Below are 15022 nucleotides of genomic sequence, written 5' to 3' on the forward strand. Positions count from 1 at the left end.
GAAAGCCAGCAAGCTACGCAAACTAGCCCTCAAATTTTATATGAGAGAATGACAGAAAATAATGTGTATCTTTCTCGCCCCCTATAAACACTCAAAATCATCTACTCTTGCATCCTGCATTTATGAAGAAATTTAGCATCAAAAATTTTAACAATTGTCGCTAATCTGTCGGCTAATAATTCCCTGGTAGGGGCTGAACAGTAGGGCAAGCAAGAAACCAGTAAATACCGTCAAACCGATCGCAGGTCCCGACGGTATATCCAGATAGTAGCTGCCGTACATACCTACCACACTAAACAGCACACCTAGGGTAGCACCCAAACCCATCATCCAGTGCAGCTCCTTAACTAGCAGATAGGCGGTGGCGGCAGGGCCTACCATCAGCGCTACTACCAGAATCACCCCGACAGTTTTGATGCCAGCGATAATGGCGAGGGTGATGCCCGCCATCAGGCCCAGGTTGATGCGGTTGACGGGTAGCCCTAGAGCTTCGGCACCTAGGGGGTCGAAGGTGAAGAAGAGCAGCTCTTTGTAAAACAGGCCGACACCGACCAGCACCAGGGCTGCGATCGCCCCAATCTGCCAGACATCGCTGGCGCTAATGCTGAGGATGTCGCCAAACAGGAGTTGCTCCAGGGATACCCGGCTGCGAAGCACCGTCAGCAGGGTAATGCCCAGAGAGAAAAAGGTGGAAAAGGTAATTGCCATCGCGGTATCGGCTTTGATGCGCGATTGGGTGCGAATCCAGGCGATCACGCCGGTGCTCAACAGGCCGCAGGCGAAGGCCCCCAGTAAAACGGGCAGGTTGAAGAAGCTGGCGATCGCCAGTCCCGGCAGCACCCCATGGGCCACCACGTCCCCTAGCATAGCCATGCGCTGCACAATCAGGTAGGTACCTACAATAGGACACAACACCCCCACCAGCAGGCTGGCCAGCAAGGCCTGGCGCATAAATTCGTAGCTCAGCGGGTCAAGCAGCCAGTCCATTACAAGACCTCAGAATCAACCGATACGGCCGCCGTATCGTCCTGTTTGGTCAGGGCCTTTTGCTCTTTCACCGCCTGGCGGCGATCGAGCAGCACCTGGGTAATGCCGGTCGCCAGCAGGGTTGCCACCACACCATCGTCAATCCAGCCCACCACAGGAATCAGGTCGGGGGAAATGTCGATGGGGCTGATCAAGTAAATCAGCGATGCCCCCATCACCACCCAGCGGTAGCGAGGATGCTTGAGCAAACTGTTATAAATACGGCCAAAAACCGGAATTTTCATAGGCACAGGAGAATGTTTGGGGGCAGTTGAGCCATCCACCCTCAATTACTGTAATACAATCCAGTCGAGCCCATTGGGCAGGGTGTTTCTCGCCGCCGCAAAGCCTGTCTGGGGTGGCCCATCACCCAAAGGCCCACATCACCGGGTCGGCGGGAAGGTGGTCGGTGACGGTGCGGCTGATGGCGTCGATTTCCGCCAGGTCGGTGGCGGAAAGGTTCACCATCGCAGCTTTAGCATTCTCCGTAGCTTGCGAACCGTTGCGCGCCCCGACAATCGCCGTTGTCTGGGGCTGAGCGACGAGCCAGGCCAGGGCCAGGTTGCCCAGGGTGGTGTGGTGGCGTTCTGCAATGGGCCGCAGCCGGTCCAGGGCCGCCTGGGCCTTGTCGTAGAGCGGCGGCTGAAACAGCTTGTTTTTGCTGCGAATGTCTTCTTTCGGAAACTGGTGGTCGGGGCCAAACTTACCCGTCAGCAGCCCCTGGGCCAGGGACGAGTAGGCCAGAATGGTGAGATTGTTCTCGACGCAGTAGGGCAGCAGCTCGGTCTCGACCCCGCGCCAGAAGAGGGAGTAGGGCGGCTGAAGGCTATCGATGCGGCCAAACTGCATGGCCGCTTCGATCTGCTGGACCGAAAAGTTCGACACCCCGATCGCGCGAATTTTGCCCTGCTCTTTGAGCTGGTTCAGCGCCCCCATGGTTTCGCCAAGGGGCACTACCTCGCTGTTGAACGACCCCGAAGGCCAGTGAATCTGGTACAGGTCAATCACGTCGGTCTGCATGCGCCGGAGCGAATTTTCGCAGGCCTCGATCACCTGGTCAGCCTTCAGGTGGTTGGCAAAAACCTTAGTGGCCAGAATCACCTGGTCGCGCCTGTCCCCCAGCGCCTTGCCCACCAGTTCTTCCGAGTAGCCATTGCCGTAGACCTCCGCCGTGTCAAAGGTGGTGATGCCCGCCTCAAGCGCGGCCCGCATAGCCTCGATAATCGCCTGGTCTTCGATGCCGACCCAGCCGCTCTTGCCCGCCTGCCAGGTACCAAAGATCAGCGGCGTGATCTCAATGTCGGTGTTGCCCAGCCTGCGATTGTCCATGCTCAAGCGCCATCCCTGAATTTCGTTACCTGCATGATAACGCCAGGCTTGAGCCGGGGGGCGGAAGCTAGTACTGGTTTATTATGGATTTTAGATTTTGGGGCTAGCTCAAAATCTAAAATCCATAATTCTCTCCCCATGCCTCCCCAACTCCGCCCTTACCAGGTTGACCTGATCAACGACCTCTACCGCAAGCTCAACGAAGGGCACAAGCGGGTGGCGATCGTAGCCGGTACCGGGGCGGGCAAAACGGTGATCAGCGGCCAGATCTGCGCCCACGCCGAGGGGGCAGGCAAACGGCTGATGTTTCTGGTCCACCTGGACGTGCTGGTAGGTCAGACCTACGAAAAGATGAAAGCCTTTGGCCTCCACTGCGGCTTTATTAAGGCGGGTTGGGAAGAAAATCGCGAGGCCCCAATTCAGATTGCCAGCATTCAGACTATGGCCAAGCGGCGCTGGTGGCAGCAGTGGGTGCCCGATGTGGTGTTCTACGATGAAGGGCACATCACCCTGTTCAGCCAGGTGGGCAAGAAGGTGCTGAAAACCTTTCCCAATGCGGTGCACCTGGTGATGACAGCGACACCGGAGCGCCTAGGCAAGGAGCAGCTGGGCGACTATATGGATACTCTGGTGGCCTCGCCGGTGCCCAGCGACCTGCAGCAGCGAGGCTTTTTGGCCCCGATGAAGTACTACAGCATGCCCCCCGATGGCGTTGCCAACCTGAAGGAGGTCAAGACCGTGCGGGGGGACTACGACGAAGCCGGGCTGAAGAATGCCTGCGATCGCCCCGAGCTAATCGAAAAAATCGTCTCTGAGTGGCAGCGCCTGTGCCCCGGCAAGCGCACGATCGCCTTCTGCGTCGACATCGAGCACGCCCGCCACGTGGCTGACGCCTTCCAGACGGCGGGTGTTCCCTCAGAAACTGTCGAAGGCGGCACCCCGATCAAAGACCGTAAGCGCATGTACAGTGAGCTGCGGGAGGAAAAAATTCTGGTACTCACCTCCTGCAACGTGATCAGCATCGGCTTTGACGAGCCCAGTGTGGAGGTGGGGCTGATGCTGCGGCCCACCCAGTCGAGCGCCCTGCACCTGCAGCAGATTGGTCGCGTGATGCGAATTTCGCCCCAGACGGGTAAGCAGTACGGCATCATTCTCGACCAGGCGGGCAACCTAGAGCGGCTGGGCTTTCCGGAGGACATCAAGGATTACCACCTGCCGGTGAAGAAAGACGGCGGCGGCAGCGGCAAGCCCGCGCCTACCAAGCCCTGCCCCCAGTGCGGGCGAATTGTGCTGTCGTTTATCGCTAAGTGCCCCGACTGCGGCCACCAGTGGATCACCGAGCGCCCGCTCAACCTGGAGGATATGGTGGAGATCTACTCCGCCGACCAGGCCCACCAGATCAACGACATCCCCACCCTGGTGGAGCTGTTCCACAGCCACCGCCGTCGCGCCTATATGCGCCGCAACGCGCCCACTTGGGCCGAGCGATCGTTCTGGGAGCACTGCGGTCGGTGGCCCAAGGATGCCTGGTGCTTCGGCTCGATCTTTGGCTCCCGGCCCACCCCCCAACAGATGCTGGAGTACTTTGAGTACCTGCAAAAGAGCGCCAAGCGCATCGGCAAGCGCCAGGACTGGATTGTGCAAGAGTTTGAGAAAGAGTGCGGCCCCGGCAGCTTTAATCGTCTGGCCAATCTCCGTCAGGTTCTTTAACCAACTGTAGGGTGCATAACGCCATGGGCGAGGCTTTGCCGACGCGCAGCAATGTACCGCTGCTGGAGGTTTTTCCCTGCGGTGAATTGCGCTTTGCGCGAATGCACTCTACGGCAGGGAACTCAGCCGTCGCGCTCGGTGCGGATCCAGGTTTGTTCCGGCTTGGTCAAAAACCTGGAGAAGATCGAGAACTTGCCCAGCACGTAGGCGGGCACCGCCAGGATGTCTCGCAGGGACAGGTCGCTGCGGCCGTAGCCCACCCAGGCCAGGCCGATGCCGGTCACCAGGCAGACCAGGGCCGCCAGGGCCAGGGCGGCGGGCAGCCCGCTGAGGCCAGCCAGGGCCAGCCCAAGGCTCAGAAGGGCGATCGCGACCACCGCCATCACCTGTAGCGTAATCGGCAGCACCGACAGCTCCAGAGCCAGGGCCAGCAGGTCTAAACGCCCTTGCCGGACCGCCTGACCCAGCAGCCTGGGCACGTACTCGGTAAAGATTTGCAGATGGCCGTGCTCCCAGCGGGTGCGCTGGGTGGTGGCGGCCCCGTCGCCGCTGGGCAAGCGGCTGGTCACCCATGCCCCCTGACAGAACTGAGGCGCATAGCCCACCAGGGCCAGATCCAGCCCCAGCTTCATGTCTTCGACGATGTGGCCGCTGGCAACGCTCACGGAAGTTGCCGCTGCCCAGGGCATAGCGATGCCGGTGCCCGTCAGCAGGCAGGGCCGCCCCAGTCCGTACAGCCCCAGGGGGCGCACCCAGTTTTTAACCTTAAAGGCAAAGGCCGAAATGCCATCCTTCAGCCCCGGATTAGCGGGCTTTTCCATCAGGTAAACCGCCTGGACAGGGCGGTTGGTGCGCTGGGCCTGACTGGCTAAGGCAGCCAGAGCACCGGGATGCAGGGTGCAGTCGGCATCGACAAAAACCACCAGGTCGGGGGCGTTGTCAGCCAGGTGGCGAAGGCCAAAGTCGAGGGCATAGCCCTTGCCGCGCCGGGTAAAGTCCTGACGCTCGATCACGGTGGCTCCAGCCTGACGGGCCTCGGCGGCGGTACTGTCGGTGCAGTTGTCGGCGATCACCACCAGGCGATCGCTCGGCCGCAGCTGGGGGGTAATGGTAGCCAGCGTTGCCCCAATGCCGCCCGCCTCGTTGTGGGCGGGTACCAACACCGCCAGGGAGCGATCGGCCGCCAGGGAAGCCGGGGTCGATTCGGGAATCCGCCTGAGCAGGGCCGACAGGCATTCCAGGGCGAAAAAGGCCGAGGTCACCAGCAACAGCAGCGGCACCATAGCCAGGGCTGCGGTAAACAACGCACTCCAACTTACATTCATAGCGGCCAATCTTCCCCGGTGAATGGTTGCTTTCAGGTTGCCCAGGCGATTGCCCAAGATGACGCAAATCGCCGATAGCTTCTGCCATGCTTAGCTACCCTACCGAAATGGGGCGATCGCCGCCCCAGCCTGGCCCCTAGATTTACAGGAGCTTCAAATATAGCCAGGGAACAGAGGGGGCAGGGTAGCAGGGGGCAGGGTAGCAGGGAGCAAGTATCAGGTGGCAGGTTCAGGGCAGGCCTGAAACCCGATAACCTGTACCTGACACCCCACTAACCTTGTCCCCCTTTGGCCTGTCCCCCTTTGGCCTGTCACCCTTTGGCCTGGCAGCCACCTAGGGGCTGTCAACCCCAAAGATGACCCGCCCTAGGCCGCAATCTGGGTCAGGGCATGCTCCACCGCCATCGCCCACCCCTCCGGGGCGGGGGCGGGGGCAACGGGCCAGCCCCGGTCGGCCAACTGGGGGTGGGGGCCGTGGGCGCTGGGCAGCACGATTGGGTAGTCAACGTTGTCGAGCATATCGAGGTCGTTGGGGCTGTTGCCCAGGCCGATGGTGGCAATGGTCTGAGCGTCAGGATTTTGGGCCTGAAAGAGCTGCACCAGCCGGTGTACGGCTTTGCCCTTGCCCGCTTCGGCCCCAATCAGGTGGGAAAAGCGATCGCCAATCACGACCTGGAAACCCATCGCCTCCACGGCCTCCCGCAGCTGATCGGAGGGCACGTTTTTGGGGGTCATGAAGGGCTCAGTGAACTCTCTGGCCTTGGCCTGTTTCGCCTCCTGTGGCGATAGCCCGGTGAGCTGAACCACCTGATCGACGCTCCAGTCGCCAAAGCCCTTCAGGGGACGGCCCAGATCCTGGGCGATCGCCTTCAGCCCGGCCCGGGCGGTGACGTAGTTACAGCCCAGCTGTAGCACCCGGTAACCGTCAATGTCGTCGCCCGGAGGCAGGGCAAAGCGAGTCTGGTCGGTGGGAATGTAGACGGCACTGCCGTTCTCGACCACAAACGGGTCGTACAGGCCCACGTCCTGACGCAGCTGGGCCACCTCCTGCCGGGTTTTGCTGGTCACGGGCACCACCGGAATGCCCAGGGCGGTGAGTTTGGCCAGGGTCGGCAGGGCTGCCTCGTAGGCGTAGGTTTCGCCGTTGAGGAGGGTACCGTCGAGATCGGTGAACACAATACAGGCCATGGCACGGGGGTGGTAGGTGTGGCAGGGGAATGGTCAGGCAGACAGGCTCAGGACAGAACTATCCCAAGCCTACCGCAGGAATTCATACCTCTTGGCCTGAGCGGCGGTGGTGCTCTATCCTTAGGCTAAATTTTCCTACTTTCCGTTTCTAAAGCGAGGATGAGACAATACCTGGACAGCTTTTCTTTGGGTCCGCTCTAAGGATAATCTGGTAAGACTTTAGCTACGGCTGAGGTTTTGCTGTTTGCCCCTCGCTATGAATGTTATGGAGTTTAGAACCCCCGGACAGGAGGAGGTTTACCATCGAATTTTGCCCTGGATGCACGAGCTATTTGGCGAGTCGCTGGTGGTCTTTGAGGACGAGCCCCTGTTCATCGTCAACCTAGGATCCGCCGTAGCCTCCACCCGTGTTGTGCCCTGGCATCAGGATGAAACCCTGATTACCACCCGGTCCTACGTGGTCACCGACATTCAGCTCACCGCTGAACTGAGCTATTACCTTTTGCGCGAAAACAACGGCATTTACTTTGGGCGCTTTGCCTACGATGCCGAAGACGACATTGTGTTTGAGCACAGCCTGGTGGGGGAAACCTGCGATCGCCGGGGGTTGAATCACTCGGTCACTACCGTCATCCGGATCGCCGACAACTACGACGACGAGATTGTGGCCCGTTGGGGGGGCAAGCGCGCCCTCGATCGCTGGGCATCCTGATTGAAATGGCCCCAGATTAGCCCCAGATTGGCTCAGAAAAAGGGCCAGAATTTTGACCGTTTTGTTGTCAAATGAGCTTCCGTTGAGCCCATTTCACGTTAAAACTAGGCTGGCCCGTTGCGCTAGGGGAGGTTGCTGTGGTTCGTCGGTGGATTTGGATTGGTTTGGGGGGGCTCCTGGTGGCATTGCTCACCCTGGGGTTGTCCCCTGTCCGAGCGGCGGGACCGCTGCAGCCGCAGTTAACAGTGCAGGGGCTTCCCCCTATGCCCACGGCCAACGACACGGTCCTACAACCGCTCAAGGCTCTGCAGCCCGGCCCAACCGATTTTGCCGTTCCCGATCATCTGCAGCTAGCCCAGGCCACCGCTCCGCGCCAGGTCACCGCCCTGGCCGATCCCTCCAACTACGGCGATCGCTTCGCCACCGACATCAATGGTCAGGTCCTGACCAACGACTTCATCGCCGTGCTGCATGAAACCGTAGGCTCGGCCCAGAGCGCGATCAACCTGTTTCGCACCCACCACCCCCGCGACCAGGATCAGGTCAGCTACCACACCCTGATTGGCCGCGACGGCACGGTGTACTACATTGTGCCGCCCGAAAAGCGGGCCTTTGGCGCAGGCAACTCGATATTCAACGGGCCCAACGGACCCGAAACCGTCCGCACCAATCCGGCCTTTCCCCCCTCGGTCAACAACTTTGCCTACCACATTTCCCTGGAAACCCCCAGCGACGGCATGAACAACCGCCGCAGCCACAGCGGCTATACCCAGGCTCAGTATGCCTCTCTGGCCTGGCTGCTGGCCCAAACCACCATCCCCGACAGCCGCATCACCACCCACCAGGCGGTCGATCGCTCCGGCAGCCGGATGGACCCCCGCAGCTTTAACGGGCAGAGCTTCTTTGCGCTGCTGCGCCGCTACCCCTCCCGCAGTGGGCTGTCCAGCTAGTACCCTGCGGCATAAGTCAGCCAACTACTCCTAAAACCTTAAACCTAGCACCCAACACCCCAAGCAAGGGTTGCCATATTTCTGCCCGCCAATACTAGGGCAGCGGTTCCAAGTACACCACCATCTCGCCAACCGCAACCTCTAGCTGGTCCAGGAGGGGATTGTCGCTGGCAAACAGCTGATCGCCCATCATCGACTGGTAGGCCTCGGGGTGCCGATCGAGGGCTGTGTCCGCCGGTTTTAGCCGCAGCAGGAGGTACCCTTCGTACCGCTCCAGATGACTTCCCGCCAGCATCACCGTACCGCCGTAGTCCCAGGCAAAGCCGTAGAGCTGAAACTCGCCCAGAGCGGATTCCACCTCCGAGTAGGGAACGCCCACCCCCAACCCCTCAGGGGTTTGCCAGGCGGGACCAAAGTCTTTGATCAACTGGGGGCGGGTTTGGCTGGCATCCTGCCAGATCACCGAAAACTGCTGGTCAGGGCCAGGGGTGACGACCGTTCCGGCCTCTGTCGTGCCCTCTCCCATGGCAATCGAGCCGTCTGCCAGGGCGGCTTCCCCATAGATCTCCGCCAGCTCAGCTCGACTGGTGGTAGCCACCACAGGCCCAACCCGCTGCCCCGGAATCACCAGGGTATCCACATGGGGCGGGACAGGAGCGCTCTGCTCAGGGGGCGAGGGCTCAGGGGGGAGCGATTCGGAAACTACAAACCAGTGGCAGCTGGCCAGCGGCAGCAGCAACAGCAGCAGAACTCGGTTTAAGCGGACCACGGTAAATTCTTGAGGATTTTTGTTAAGAATGACTGGCCAGACCTGACCTAGCGCAGTGACCTATCACCACCGCTTCAGGAGGATATGAAACGCCCTAACCGTTCTGGCCATAGCTATCCATCAGCGGCGCTACGCCCAACAAAATCAGGTTAGGGCTGTAGCCCCTGACTCTCGGGTATCAGAGGCTAATTGAGGACAGCTCTAGGGCACCAGGTGATGGCTGATGGCAAACCGCAGCAGCTCTGAGCGGTTGCTGGTGTCGGTTTTGCGCAGTAAGCTGCTGACGTACTTTTCAACGGTTCTGGGGCTCAAAAACAGGCGATCGCCGATTTGAGCATTGGACAGCCCATCGGAAAGTAACGCCAGCACGTCCTGTTCCCGCGCGGTAAAATCTGCCGCCAGGTCCGCGGAGGGACCGCCCCAGGGCGCGGCCGCCTCTGAATCTGCCCCGATAGCCGTGGCTGAAGCCCCTGGGGAAAGTACCTCGGCAACCATATCGGTGGTCTGCATAGCGCGTTGCTGGGCTGTGCTCAGGGCCACCTGCTGAATCCACGCCGACTGAATCAGCTGCGATCGCTCCAGCAAGTTACGCACAATGGCACCCACTTCCTGAAGCTCAAAGGGTTTGGGCAAGTAGAGATCACAGCCCAGCTGATAGCCCTTAATGCGGTCTTTTGTTTGGTTGTGAGCGGTTAGAAAGATCACCGGCAGCAGCCGAAAGGCTGGGAACTGACGCACCTTTTGCACCAGCGCATAGCCATCCAGCCCAGGCATACCAATGTCGGTAATGATTAGCTGGGGTTGATGGCTAAACACTTGCTGCAGAGCCATTTCTCCATGGCTGGCCATCAGCACGGAGTAACCCTCAAGTTCCAGATAGTCACACAGCGAAAGGCGAGTACCCTCGTCGTCTTCCGCAATTAAAACGGTGAGCGGCATGACGTTATACCAGGTCTAAAGCAACCGCAGGTAAACCTTAGCGACCACAGGCCACGACCTCGACCCTGGCACGCAGCTCGGTTATGCACCCCTGCTTACATAGCCTAAACGAGAAATTCAGCCACAGGTTTATTTGTTGCCGAAGTTAAACCGTCCCGGAGTAAACACTCCGCCTTGCTTAATAAAGCGTCTACTCCCTCGATCAATTCCCCTGTACCCCAGTCAAAGCAAGCATTTCCAGGACCCAATACCTTGCCCTGAGACCTGCAATTCTGAAAAAATGCTCGCGACATCTCTACCCAACGACGCTAGCCCAGACGATAGCCAAAGCCGCGCACCGTTTTGAGGTATTGGGGATGGCTGGGGTCAGCCTCTAGCTTTTCGCGGATCCAGCGGATATGCACATCCACAGTTTTGTTGTCGCCCATGAAGTCGTGGCCCCAGACCTGATCGATGATCTGATCGCGAGACCAAACTCGCCGCGGCTGGCTCATAAACAGCTCTAGAATCCGAAATTCTTTGGGGGAGAGGTTAATTTCTTCGCCGTGGAGAAAAACCCGACACTCCTGAGGGTGCAGCGTAATGTCTTCAAACCTGAGCACGTTGTCCGGTTCGACGGTAGCCTTACCCCGCTGCCGTCGCAGCAGTGCCCGACAGCGGGCCACCAGTTCGCGCATGCCAAACGGCTTGGTCAAGTAATCATCGGCCCCAATCTCTAAGCCTACCACCCGGTCTGTTTCGGTACCTTTGGCGCTGAGCACCAGAATGGGAACGTCAATACCCTGGTGACGCAGCAGGCGGCACAGGTCCAAGCCATTCATGCCGGGCAACATCAGGTCAAGCACCACCAGGTTAATCTCGGGACGATTGGTGCGGCTGGAAACTGAGGTGCCGCCCAGCATGTCGAGGGCAGTCAAACCATCCTCGGCGAGCAAAATGTCAAACCCTTCCTCGGCCAGCCCCAGGGCCACCGTTTCTCGAATCAGCTCTTCATCTTCGACAACCAGCACCCGCCCTAATCCCACCCGCAGGCTGGGCTGGGTCTGGGCCAAAAGATCTACAGAATCCATGGGAATGGTTAAAAACGGCTCACTGCGATCATATCAGCCACCGGAGGGATGGGACAGCCCCAGGAAGGCTAAGACTTTATAAAACCAGCACAATACCTATGCCAAAACCGCAACCCAGCGCTGTACCACCTGGTCGGCTAAGCCGGGCCAACCAGGGCTTCGATCGCGCTGGCCTGGGTAGGCAGGGCCTCGGTCAGGACCGTGCAGCCGGTCGGGGTAATCTGCACATCGTCTTCGATGCGAATGCCGCGCACCCCCTGAAACGCCTCCAGCCGTTGCCAATTCACCGTATCGCGGTACTGCTGCGATCGCCGGGCCGGCTCTAGAATGCCGGGGACCTGGTAAAACCCAGGCTCTATAGTGACTACCATATTGGCGGCCAGGGGGCGATCGAGGCGCAGAAACTTAAGCCCAAAGCGATCGCTGCGGACCCGCCCGGCGGCGTACCCCGCCGCGTCGCCCAGGTCTTCCATGTCGTGGACGTCGAGCCCCAGCAGGTGCCCCACCCCGTGGGGAAAGAACAGCGCGTGGACATCCTGCTCCACCAGGTTGTCGGGGTCGCCCCACAGCAGGCCCAGATCCACCAGCCCGGCGGCCAGGGTGCGGCAGGCCAGCAGGTGCAGGTCGCGGTACTCGACGCCGGGCCGGGCCGCCGCAATACAGGCGTCGTGGGCGGCCAGCACCACGTCGTAAATATCCCGCTGGGGGGCGGTAAATTTTCCTGAAACCGGCCAGGTGCGGGTAATATCTGAGGCCCAGCCGCTGGCTGCTTCAGCCCCCACGTCGGCCAGCAGCAGCTCTCCGGCGGCCAGGGCATGGTGGTACTGCTCGTTGTGCAGCACTTCGCCGTGGACGGTGACAATGCTGTTGTAGGCGCAGGCCATGCCTCGGGCCACTATTACCTGCTCCATGGCGGCCCGCACCTCGGCCCCGGTAGTGGCCCTGGGGGTGGCGGCCATTCCCGCCCGGTGGGCCGCTACCGACACGGCGGCGGCGCGTTTTATTTCGGCCAGCGCCCCATCGTCGTGGTGCAGACGCAGGGCCACCAGGGCATCCACCAGGGCCCGGCTGCGGTCTGGCTCAGCGCTGGCCTGGGCGGGCAGCAGGGCCACCTCTGCCCGGAAGCGGTCCACCTGGTCGTAGGGGTATGCCGCCGCCGCCCCAATTTCGGCGGCAATGGTGTCCCGGCTGGGGGTTGGCCCGTGCCACAGGGCCGCCTCGGGGGACGTGTCATCCATAAACAGAGTCAGTCGGCCCGCTTCCAGGTGGATAGCCGCATTGGCCAGGGGCAGACCGGCAAAGTAGAGGAAGTGACTGCTGGCCCGAAAGGGGTAGACATTGGCGGGGAAGTTGCGCGCTACGGCCTGCCCCGACCACAGCAGCACCGGTCCTGGATGTAGCTCGGCCAGGCGATCGCGGCGGCGCTGGAGCACTCTGGCCAGCGGTGGGGTAGCCTGTAGTGGAGCAGTCTGTGCAGACATAGACACCTGGAGCCAACAACATCTTTTTAGTCTGCCATGGCTTCTGGCTGGCAGCCTGAAGTGGAGCCATCTGGGGTGGGGCAATCTGGTGCCAGAGCACCACGGCTGGAGGGTAGGGACGGCGACTTGCCTAAATCTAGCGTTAACCCCTGAGCACTACCCGTTAACCCCAAACCTCCCCGAGATCTTTTAGAATGAATTCATAATTAACCTTCTCTATAAACCCTGTTCAAAAATCAGTTCAAATGAACTATTGTTAGGTCTATAACGGCTAGCCTATTTCAGGTGCAGCGCTATGGCTTCCTTAACAATTCGGCCAGGGTCACGGGTTCGTCTCAAGGGACAGGATGACCACGTGCCAGATTTTGTAGTTGTCCGGTGCGATCGCGATCGCTGTTGGGTGCGCCAGCAGGACTGGGCCCCAGACGCTGAGCTGATTGTCAGCTTCAAACAGCTCTGGGTGCCCCCCGAGCCTGGGTCTACCCTGCCCGTGGGCCTGGCCAAGCGGGTCAAGGCCGCTGGGCTGGTGGCCTCCCACGGTGACCACCGCGCTGGCGACAACGTGGTTTATATGGCGGCCTATCGTCGCCGCCAGGCGCCCTAGCCCCGCGATCGGTCCCAGGTCAAGAATCTCCGCCAGCGGCCCATCGCCCTGACCTTGAGGTGTTAGGATGCAGGTCTGTCGGTTTCAGCGGGGAACAGCCGCTGAAGGAAACGGGGAAAGCGCAGTGAGAATCTGCCACTGTCCCGCAGCTGTGAGCTGATTTTAGGCCTCAAATTTTAGATTCTGGTAGAACGTGACGCCAGCGTCTAAAATCGCAAGTCCAAAGTTGAGCAAGTCAGAATGCCCGCCGATGGATGTTCCTTTCCCATCTGCGAGGTACAGATGACTGCCTATAGCGTTTTAGTTGTCCTGGCGCACTGGCGTCCAGGGCTTCCGTTGACGATCTCCCCAGCCCAGCCGCTCAGAGGTTAGGCCATGGGAAATCATAAAAGTGTGTGGCAGGGCTGCTGGGGAGACTGGCAGCCGCTGTTTATTCGCGAGTACTGGTTGGCCATTGGCCACGCGGCCTGGCAGGGGTTTTTGACCCAGGGCCGGGGGCTGGTGGTGTGCGAGGTGGCAGAGGCTACCGCAGCGGTGGACTGGGAACGGGTAGCCGTATCCCATACGCTTCGCTTTGTCAGCGAGACGCATCTAGAGCGCTGCTGGGGCGAGTTGGGCCTAGACCCCGATCAGCGACAGCCACTGGACCAGGCCCTGGTCACCTACGACCCGGCTCAGGACGCCCTGTTGCTGCTGCTGGCCGACTCGCCCCCCTACATCACCTGCTTGCAGGGGTGGGCGGTGCCCCCACCGGAGTGCTTTCACCAGCTGAATCATCGCGCCGCCGAGTTTAGCCCGGTGCCAATGCCTTAACCAGTCCCTATCTCTCCCGCGCCACCGCGATGGCTGGCGCTGCCCAATGGTCTCTCTCTTCATAACCTGTCAACTATGACCCAACCCACTCTGTTTGTCTGTGCCCTGTGTAAATTTCCCGCCGCCGAAGCTGGCGCTGAAAACACCACCGGCGGCCAGCACCTGATCGACCAGCTAGCCCCTCAGCTGGAGGACGGCACAGTCAACCTGCAGCCTGTGCGCTGCATGGCCGCCTGCGATCGCGCCTGCAATGCCGCCCTGAGCGCCCCCGGCAAGCTCACGTTTATCTTCAATGACCTGTCCCCCCGCCAGGCTGCCCCTGACCTGGCCGAGTTTTGCCACCAGTACGCCCAGGCCGATACAGGCAAGGTGCCCTACGGGCTGCGATCGCCTGCGATCAAGCAGGCCACCGCCTACGTGCTGCCACCCCTGGCGATGGAGGCAGCGATCGCGCGGTAGTGGGTGAGTGGGTGAGTGGGTGAGTGGATGTGTAGATGTGTAGATGTGTAGATGTGTAGATGTGTAGATGTGTAGATGTGTAGGAAAGGCTGACCTACCCGCCCACCCACTCATCTACCCATCCCCCCGCCTACCCACCTACTCACTTACCCGCCCACCAATCTCAAACTCCAGCCCAAACACCTGCCCCAGGTTGCACGTATCGTGATCCGTGATGTTCGTATCGCTCAGCTCCAGGTTGTAGAAGCTGACGGCGGGGTGGCGAAAGTATGGCCCCGCGTGCCAGGTGCCCACCTCCAGCTTGATAAAGCAGTGACCGGGAATGTGAAAAGCGCGAATGTCCTGGGGATTGGGGTGCTGCGCTGCTCCCGGTGGGGCTACCGCCATCAGCCAGTCTCTGCCCTCCAGCGCCCCCAGGCACTGGGTGCAGCGCTGGTGGCGGGTAATGGTGCGAAATCGGGTGCCCCTGCCCTCCAGGATCATCAGGTAAAAGCGGGGAACGCCGCGATCGAGCTGGAGTTGGGCGTCGGCAGGGCCGAAAGGGGCACCGTCGGCGCTGGGGAAAATCACCTGGCCAAAGGGGGCAAAGCCCTCTGGCGTAATGGGCTGCACCGTCAGGTGTTGAAGCGTAAGGGGGAGAGACATTG

Annotated in this window: 16 protein-coding genes and 1 riboswitch; of the genes, 6 read left to right on the top strand and 10 right to left on the bottom strand. The window is 60.5% G+C overall.

The window, feature by feature from the left end; translation table 11 throughout:
* Positions 1 to 147: 147 nt before the first annotated feature.
* The 3 genes from NF78_RS26960 to NF78_RS26970 form a co-directional block, all read right to left on the bottom strand.
* Complete coding sequence (locus NF78_RS26960) at positions 148 to 987, bottom strand: metal ABC transporter permease (RefSeq protein ID WP_035994533.1); 840 nt, start codon at positions 985 to 987, stop codon at positions 148 to 150.
* On the bottom strand, positions 987 to 1271 hold the full coding sequence (locus tag NF78_RS26965; RefSeq protein WP_035994537.1) for a YkvA family protein: 285 nt from the start codon (positions 1269 to 1271) through the stop codon (positions 987 to 989). Before NF78_RS26965 ends, NF78_RS26960 begins: the two co-directional genes overlap by 1 nt.
* 121 nt (positions 1272 to 1392) lie before the next feature.
* Entirely contained in the window at positions 1393 to 2355 is a 963-nt protein-coding gene (locus NF78_RS26970) for an aldo/keto reductase (RefSeq protein ID WP_035994539.1), read from the bottom strand.
* A gap of 138 nt (positions 2356 to 2493) precedes the next feature.
* Between NF78_RS26970 and NF78_RS26975 the strand changes: the two genes are divergently transcribed.
* Positions 2494 to 4065 (top strand): DEAD/DEAH box helicase, encoded by a 1572-nt coding sequence (locus tag NF78_RS26975; protein ID WP_035994542.1) that lies wholly within the window; start codon positions 2494 to 2496, stop codon positions 4063 to 4065.
* Between the two features lie 122 nt (positions 4066 to 4187).
* Here the strand turns inward: NF78_RS26975 and NF78_RS26980 are convergent, their stop codons facing one another.
* On the bottom strand, positions 4188 to 5390 hold the full coding sequence (locus NF78_RS26980; protein ID WP_052051057.1) for a glycosyltransferase family 2 protein: 1203 nt from the start codon (positions 5388 to 5390) through the stop codon (positions 4188 to 4190).
* Between the two features lie 366 nt (positions 5391 to 5756).
* A complete protein-coding gene (locus NF78_RS26985) occupies positions 5757 to 6578 on the bottom strand; it encodes an HAD-IIB family hydrolase (protein ID WP_035994547.1) in 822 nt (273 codons plus the stop codon).
* A gap of 256 nt (positions 6579 to 6834) precedes the next feature.
* Between NF78_RS26985 and NF78_RS26990 the strand changes: the two genes are divergently transcribed.
* Together NF78_RS26990 and NF78_RS26995 are read left to right on the top strand one after the other, a co-directional pair.
* A complete protein-coding gene (locus tag NF78_RS26990; protein WP_263970718.1) occupies positions 6835 to 7290 on the top strand; it encodes a YbjN domain-containing protein in 456 nt (151 codons plus the stop codon).
* 137 nt (positions 7291 to 7427) lie between these two features.
* The gene (locus NF78_RS26995) at positions 7428 to 8240 is read left to right on the top strand and encodes a peptidoglycan recognition family protein (RefSeq protein ID WP_072016291.1); all 813 of its coding nucleotides are present in this window, start codon (positions 7428 to 7430) and stop codon (positions 8238 to 8240) included.
* 94 nt (positions 8241 to 8334) lie between these two features.
* On the opposite strand, the gene NF78_RS27000 is transcribed toward NF78_RS26995, so the two are convergent.
* The 4 genes from NF78_RS27000 to NF78_RS27015 all read right to left on the bottom strand — a co-directional run bounded on the left by NF78_RS27000 (position 8335) and on the right by NF78_RS27015 (position 12499).
* Positions 8335 to 9009, bottom strand: a complete 675-nt coding sequence (locus NF78_RS27000) for a hypothetical protein (RefSeq protein WP_052051058.1) — start codon at positions 9007 to 9009, stop codon at positions 8335 to 8337.
* 201 nt (positions 9010 to 9210) lie between these two features.
* The gene (locus NF78_RS27005) at positions 9211 to 9948 is read right to left on the bottom strand and encodes a response regulator transcription factor (RefSeq protein WP_035994552.1); all 738 of its coding nucleotides are present in this window, start codon (positions 9946 to 9948) and stop codon (positions 9211 to 9213) included.
* Between the two features lie 308 nt (positions 9949 to 10256).
* Positions 10257 to 11018, bottom strand: coding sequence for a response regulator transcription factor (locus NF78_RS27010; protein WP_035994554.1), 762 nt, complete (start codon positions 11016 to 11018; stop codon positions 10257 to 10259).
* A 137-nt stretch (positions 11019 to 11155) separates the two neighbouring features.
* Positions 11156 to 12499: an aminopeptidase P N-terminal domain-containing protein gene (locus NF78_RS27015; RefSeq protein WP_052051059.1), complete on the bottom strand. Its 1344-nt coding sequence runs from the start codon at positions 12497 to 12499 to the stop codon at positions 11156 to 11158.
* Positions 12500 to 12794: 295 nt separating this feature from the next.
* On the opposite strand from NF78_RS27015, the gene NF78_RS27020 reads away from it, so the two are divergent.
* The 3 genes from NF78_RS27020 (at position 12795) to NF78_RS27030 (ending at position 14375) form a co-directional block, all read left to right on the top strand.
* Positions 12795 to 13103: a hypothetical protein gene (locus tag NF78_RS27020; RefSeq protein WP_156119995.1), complete on the top strand. Its 309-nt coding sequence runs from the start codon at positions 12795 to 12797 to the stop codon at positions 13101 to 13103.
* Between the two features lie 62 nt (positions 13104 to 13165).
* Positions 13166 to 13370: riboswitch (cobalamin riboswitch) on the top strand.
* 108 nt (positions 13371 to 13478) lie between these two features.
* On the top strand, positions 13479 to 13916 hold the full coding sequence (locus NF78_RS27025) for a hypothetical protein (RefSeq protein ID WP_035994559.1): 438 nt from the start codon (positions 13479 to 13481) through the stop codon (positions 13914 to 13916).
* 75 nt (positions 13917 to 13991) lie between these two features.
* Entirely contained in the window at positions 13992 to 14375 is a 384-nt protein-coding gene (locus tag NF78_RS27030) for a DUF1636 domain-containing protein (protein ID WP_035994561.1), read from the top strand.
* A 138-nt stretch (positions 14376 to 14513) separates the two neighbouring features.
* On the opposite strand, the gene NF78_RS27035 is transcribed toward NF78_RS27030, so the two are convergent.
* Positions 14514 to 15020 carry an ureidoglycolate lyase gene (locus NF78_RS27035; protein WP_035994563.1) on the bottom strand — a complete coding sequence of 169 codons (507 nt, stop codon included), beginning with the start codon at positions 15018 to 15020 and terminating at the stop codon, positions 14514 to 14516.
* Between the last annotated feature and the right edge of the window lie 2 nt (positions 15021 to 15022).

Origin of the sequence: Leptolyngbya sp. KIOST-1, assembly GCF_000763385.1 — a bacterium.
In the GTDB taxonomy this organism is placed as follows: Bacteria; Cyanobacteriota; Cyanobacteriia; order Phormidesmidales; family Phormidesmidaceae; genus Nodosilinea.

Excerpts from the sequence above, each read along its gene's own strand:
- NF78_RS26985 (WP_035994547.1), bottom strand. The coding sequence starts at position 6,578 with ATGGCCTGTATTGTGTTCACCGATCTCGACGGTACCCTCCTCAACGGC.
- NF78_RS27035 (WP_035994563.1), bottom strand. The coding sequence starts at position 15,020 with ATGTCTCTCCCCCTTACGCTTCAACACCTGACGGTGCAGCCCATTACG.
- NF78_RS27005 (WP_035994552.1), bottom strand. The coding sequence starts at position 9,948 with ATGCCGCTCACCGTTTTAATTGCGGAAGACGACGAGGGTACTCGCCTT.
- NF78_RS26990 (WP_263970718.1), top strand. The coding sequence starts at position 6,835 with ATGAATGTTATGGAGTTTAGAACCCCCGGACAGGAGGAGGTTTACCAT.
- NF78_RS26965 (WP_035994537.1), bottom strand. The coding sequence starts at position 1,271 with ATGAAAATTCCGGTTTTTGGCCGTATTTATAACAGTTTGCTCAAGCAT.
- NF78_RS27030 (WP_035994561.1), top strand. The coding sequence starts at position 13,992 with ATGACCCAACCCACTCTGTTTGTCTGTGCCCTGTGTAAATTTCCCGCC.
- NF78_RS27025 (WP_035994559.1), top strand. The coding sequence starts at position 13,479 with ATGGGAAATCATAAAAGTGTGTGGCAGGGCTGCTGGGGAGACTGGCAG.
- NF78_RS27020 (WP_156119995.1), top strand. The coding sequence starts at position 12,795 with ATGGCTTCCTTAACAATTCGGCCAGGGTCACGGGTTCGTCTCAAGGGA.
- NF78_RS27010 (WP_035994554.1), bottom strand. The coding sequence starts at position 11,018 with ATGGATTCTGTAGATCTTTTGGCCCAGACCCAGCCCAGCCTGCGGGTG.
- NF78_RS26975 (WP_035994542.1), top strand. The coding sequence starts at position 2,494 with ATGCCTCCCCAACTCCGCCCTTACCAGGTTGACCTGATCAACGACCTC.
- NF78_RS27015 (WP_052051059.1), bottom strand. The coding sequence starts at position 12,499 with ATGTCTGCACAGACTGCTCCACTACAGGCTACCCCACCGCTGGCCAGA.
- NF78_RS26970 (WP_035994539.1), bottom strand. The coding sequence starts at position 2,355 with ATGGACAATCGCAGGCTGGGCAACACCGACATTGAGATCACGCCGCTG.
- NF78_RS26960 (WP_035994533.1), bottom strand. The coding sequence starts at position 987 with ATGGACTGGCTGCTTGACCCGCTGAGCTACGAATTTATGCGCCAGGCC.
- NF78_RS26980 (WP_052051057.1), bottom strand. The coding sequence starts at position 5,390 with ATGAATGTAAGTTGGAGTGCGTTGTTTACCGCAGCCCTGGCTATGGTG.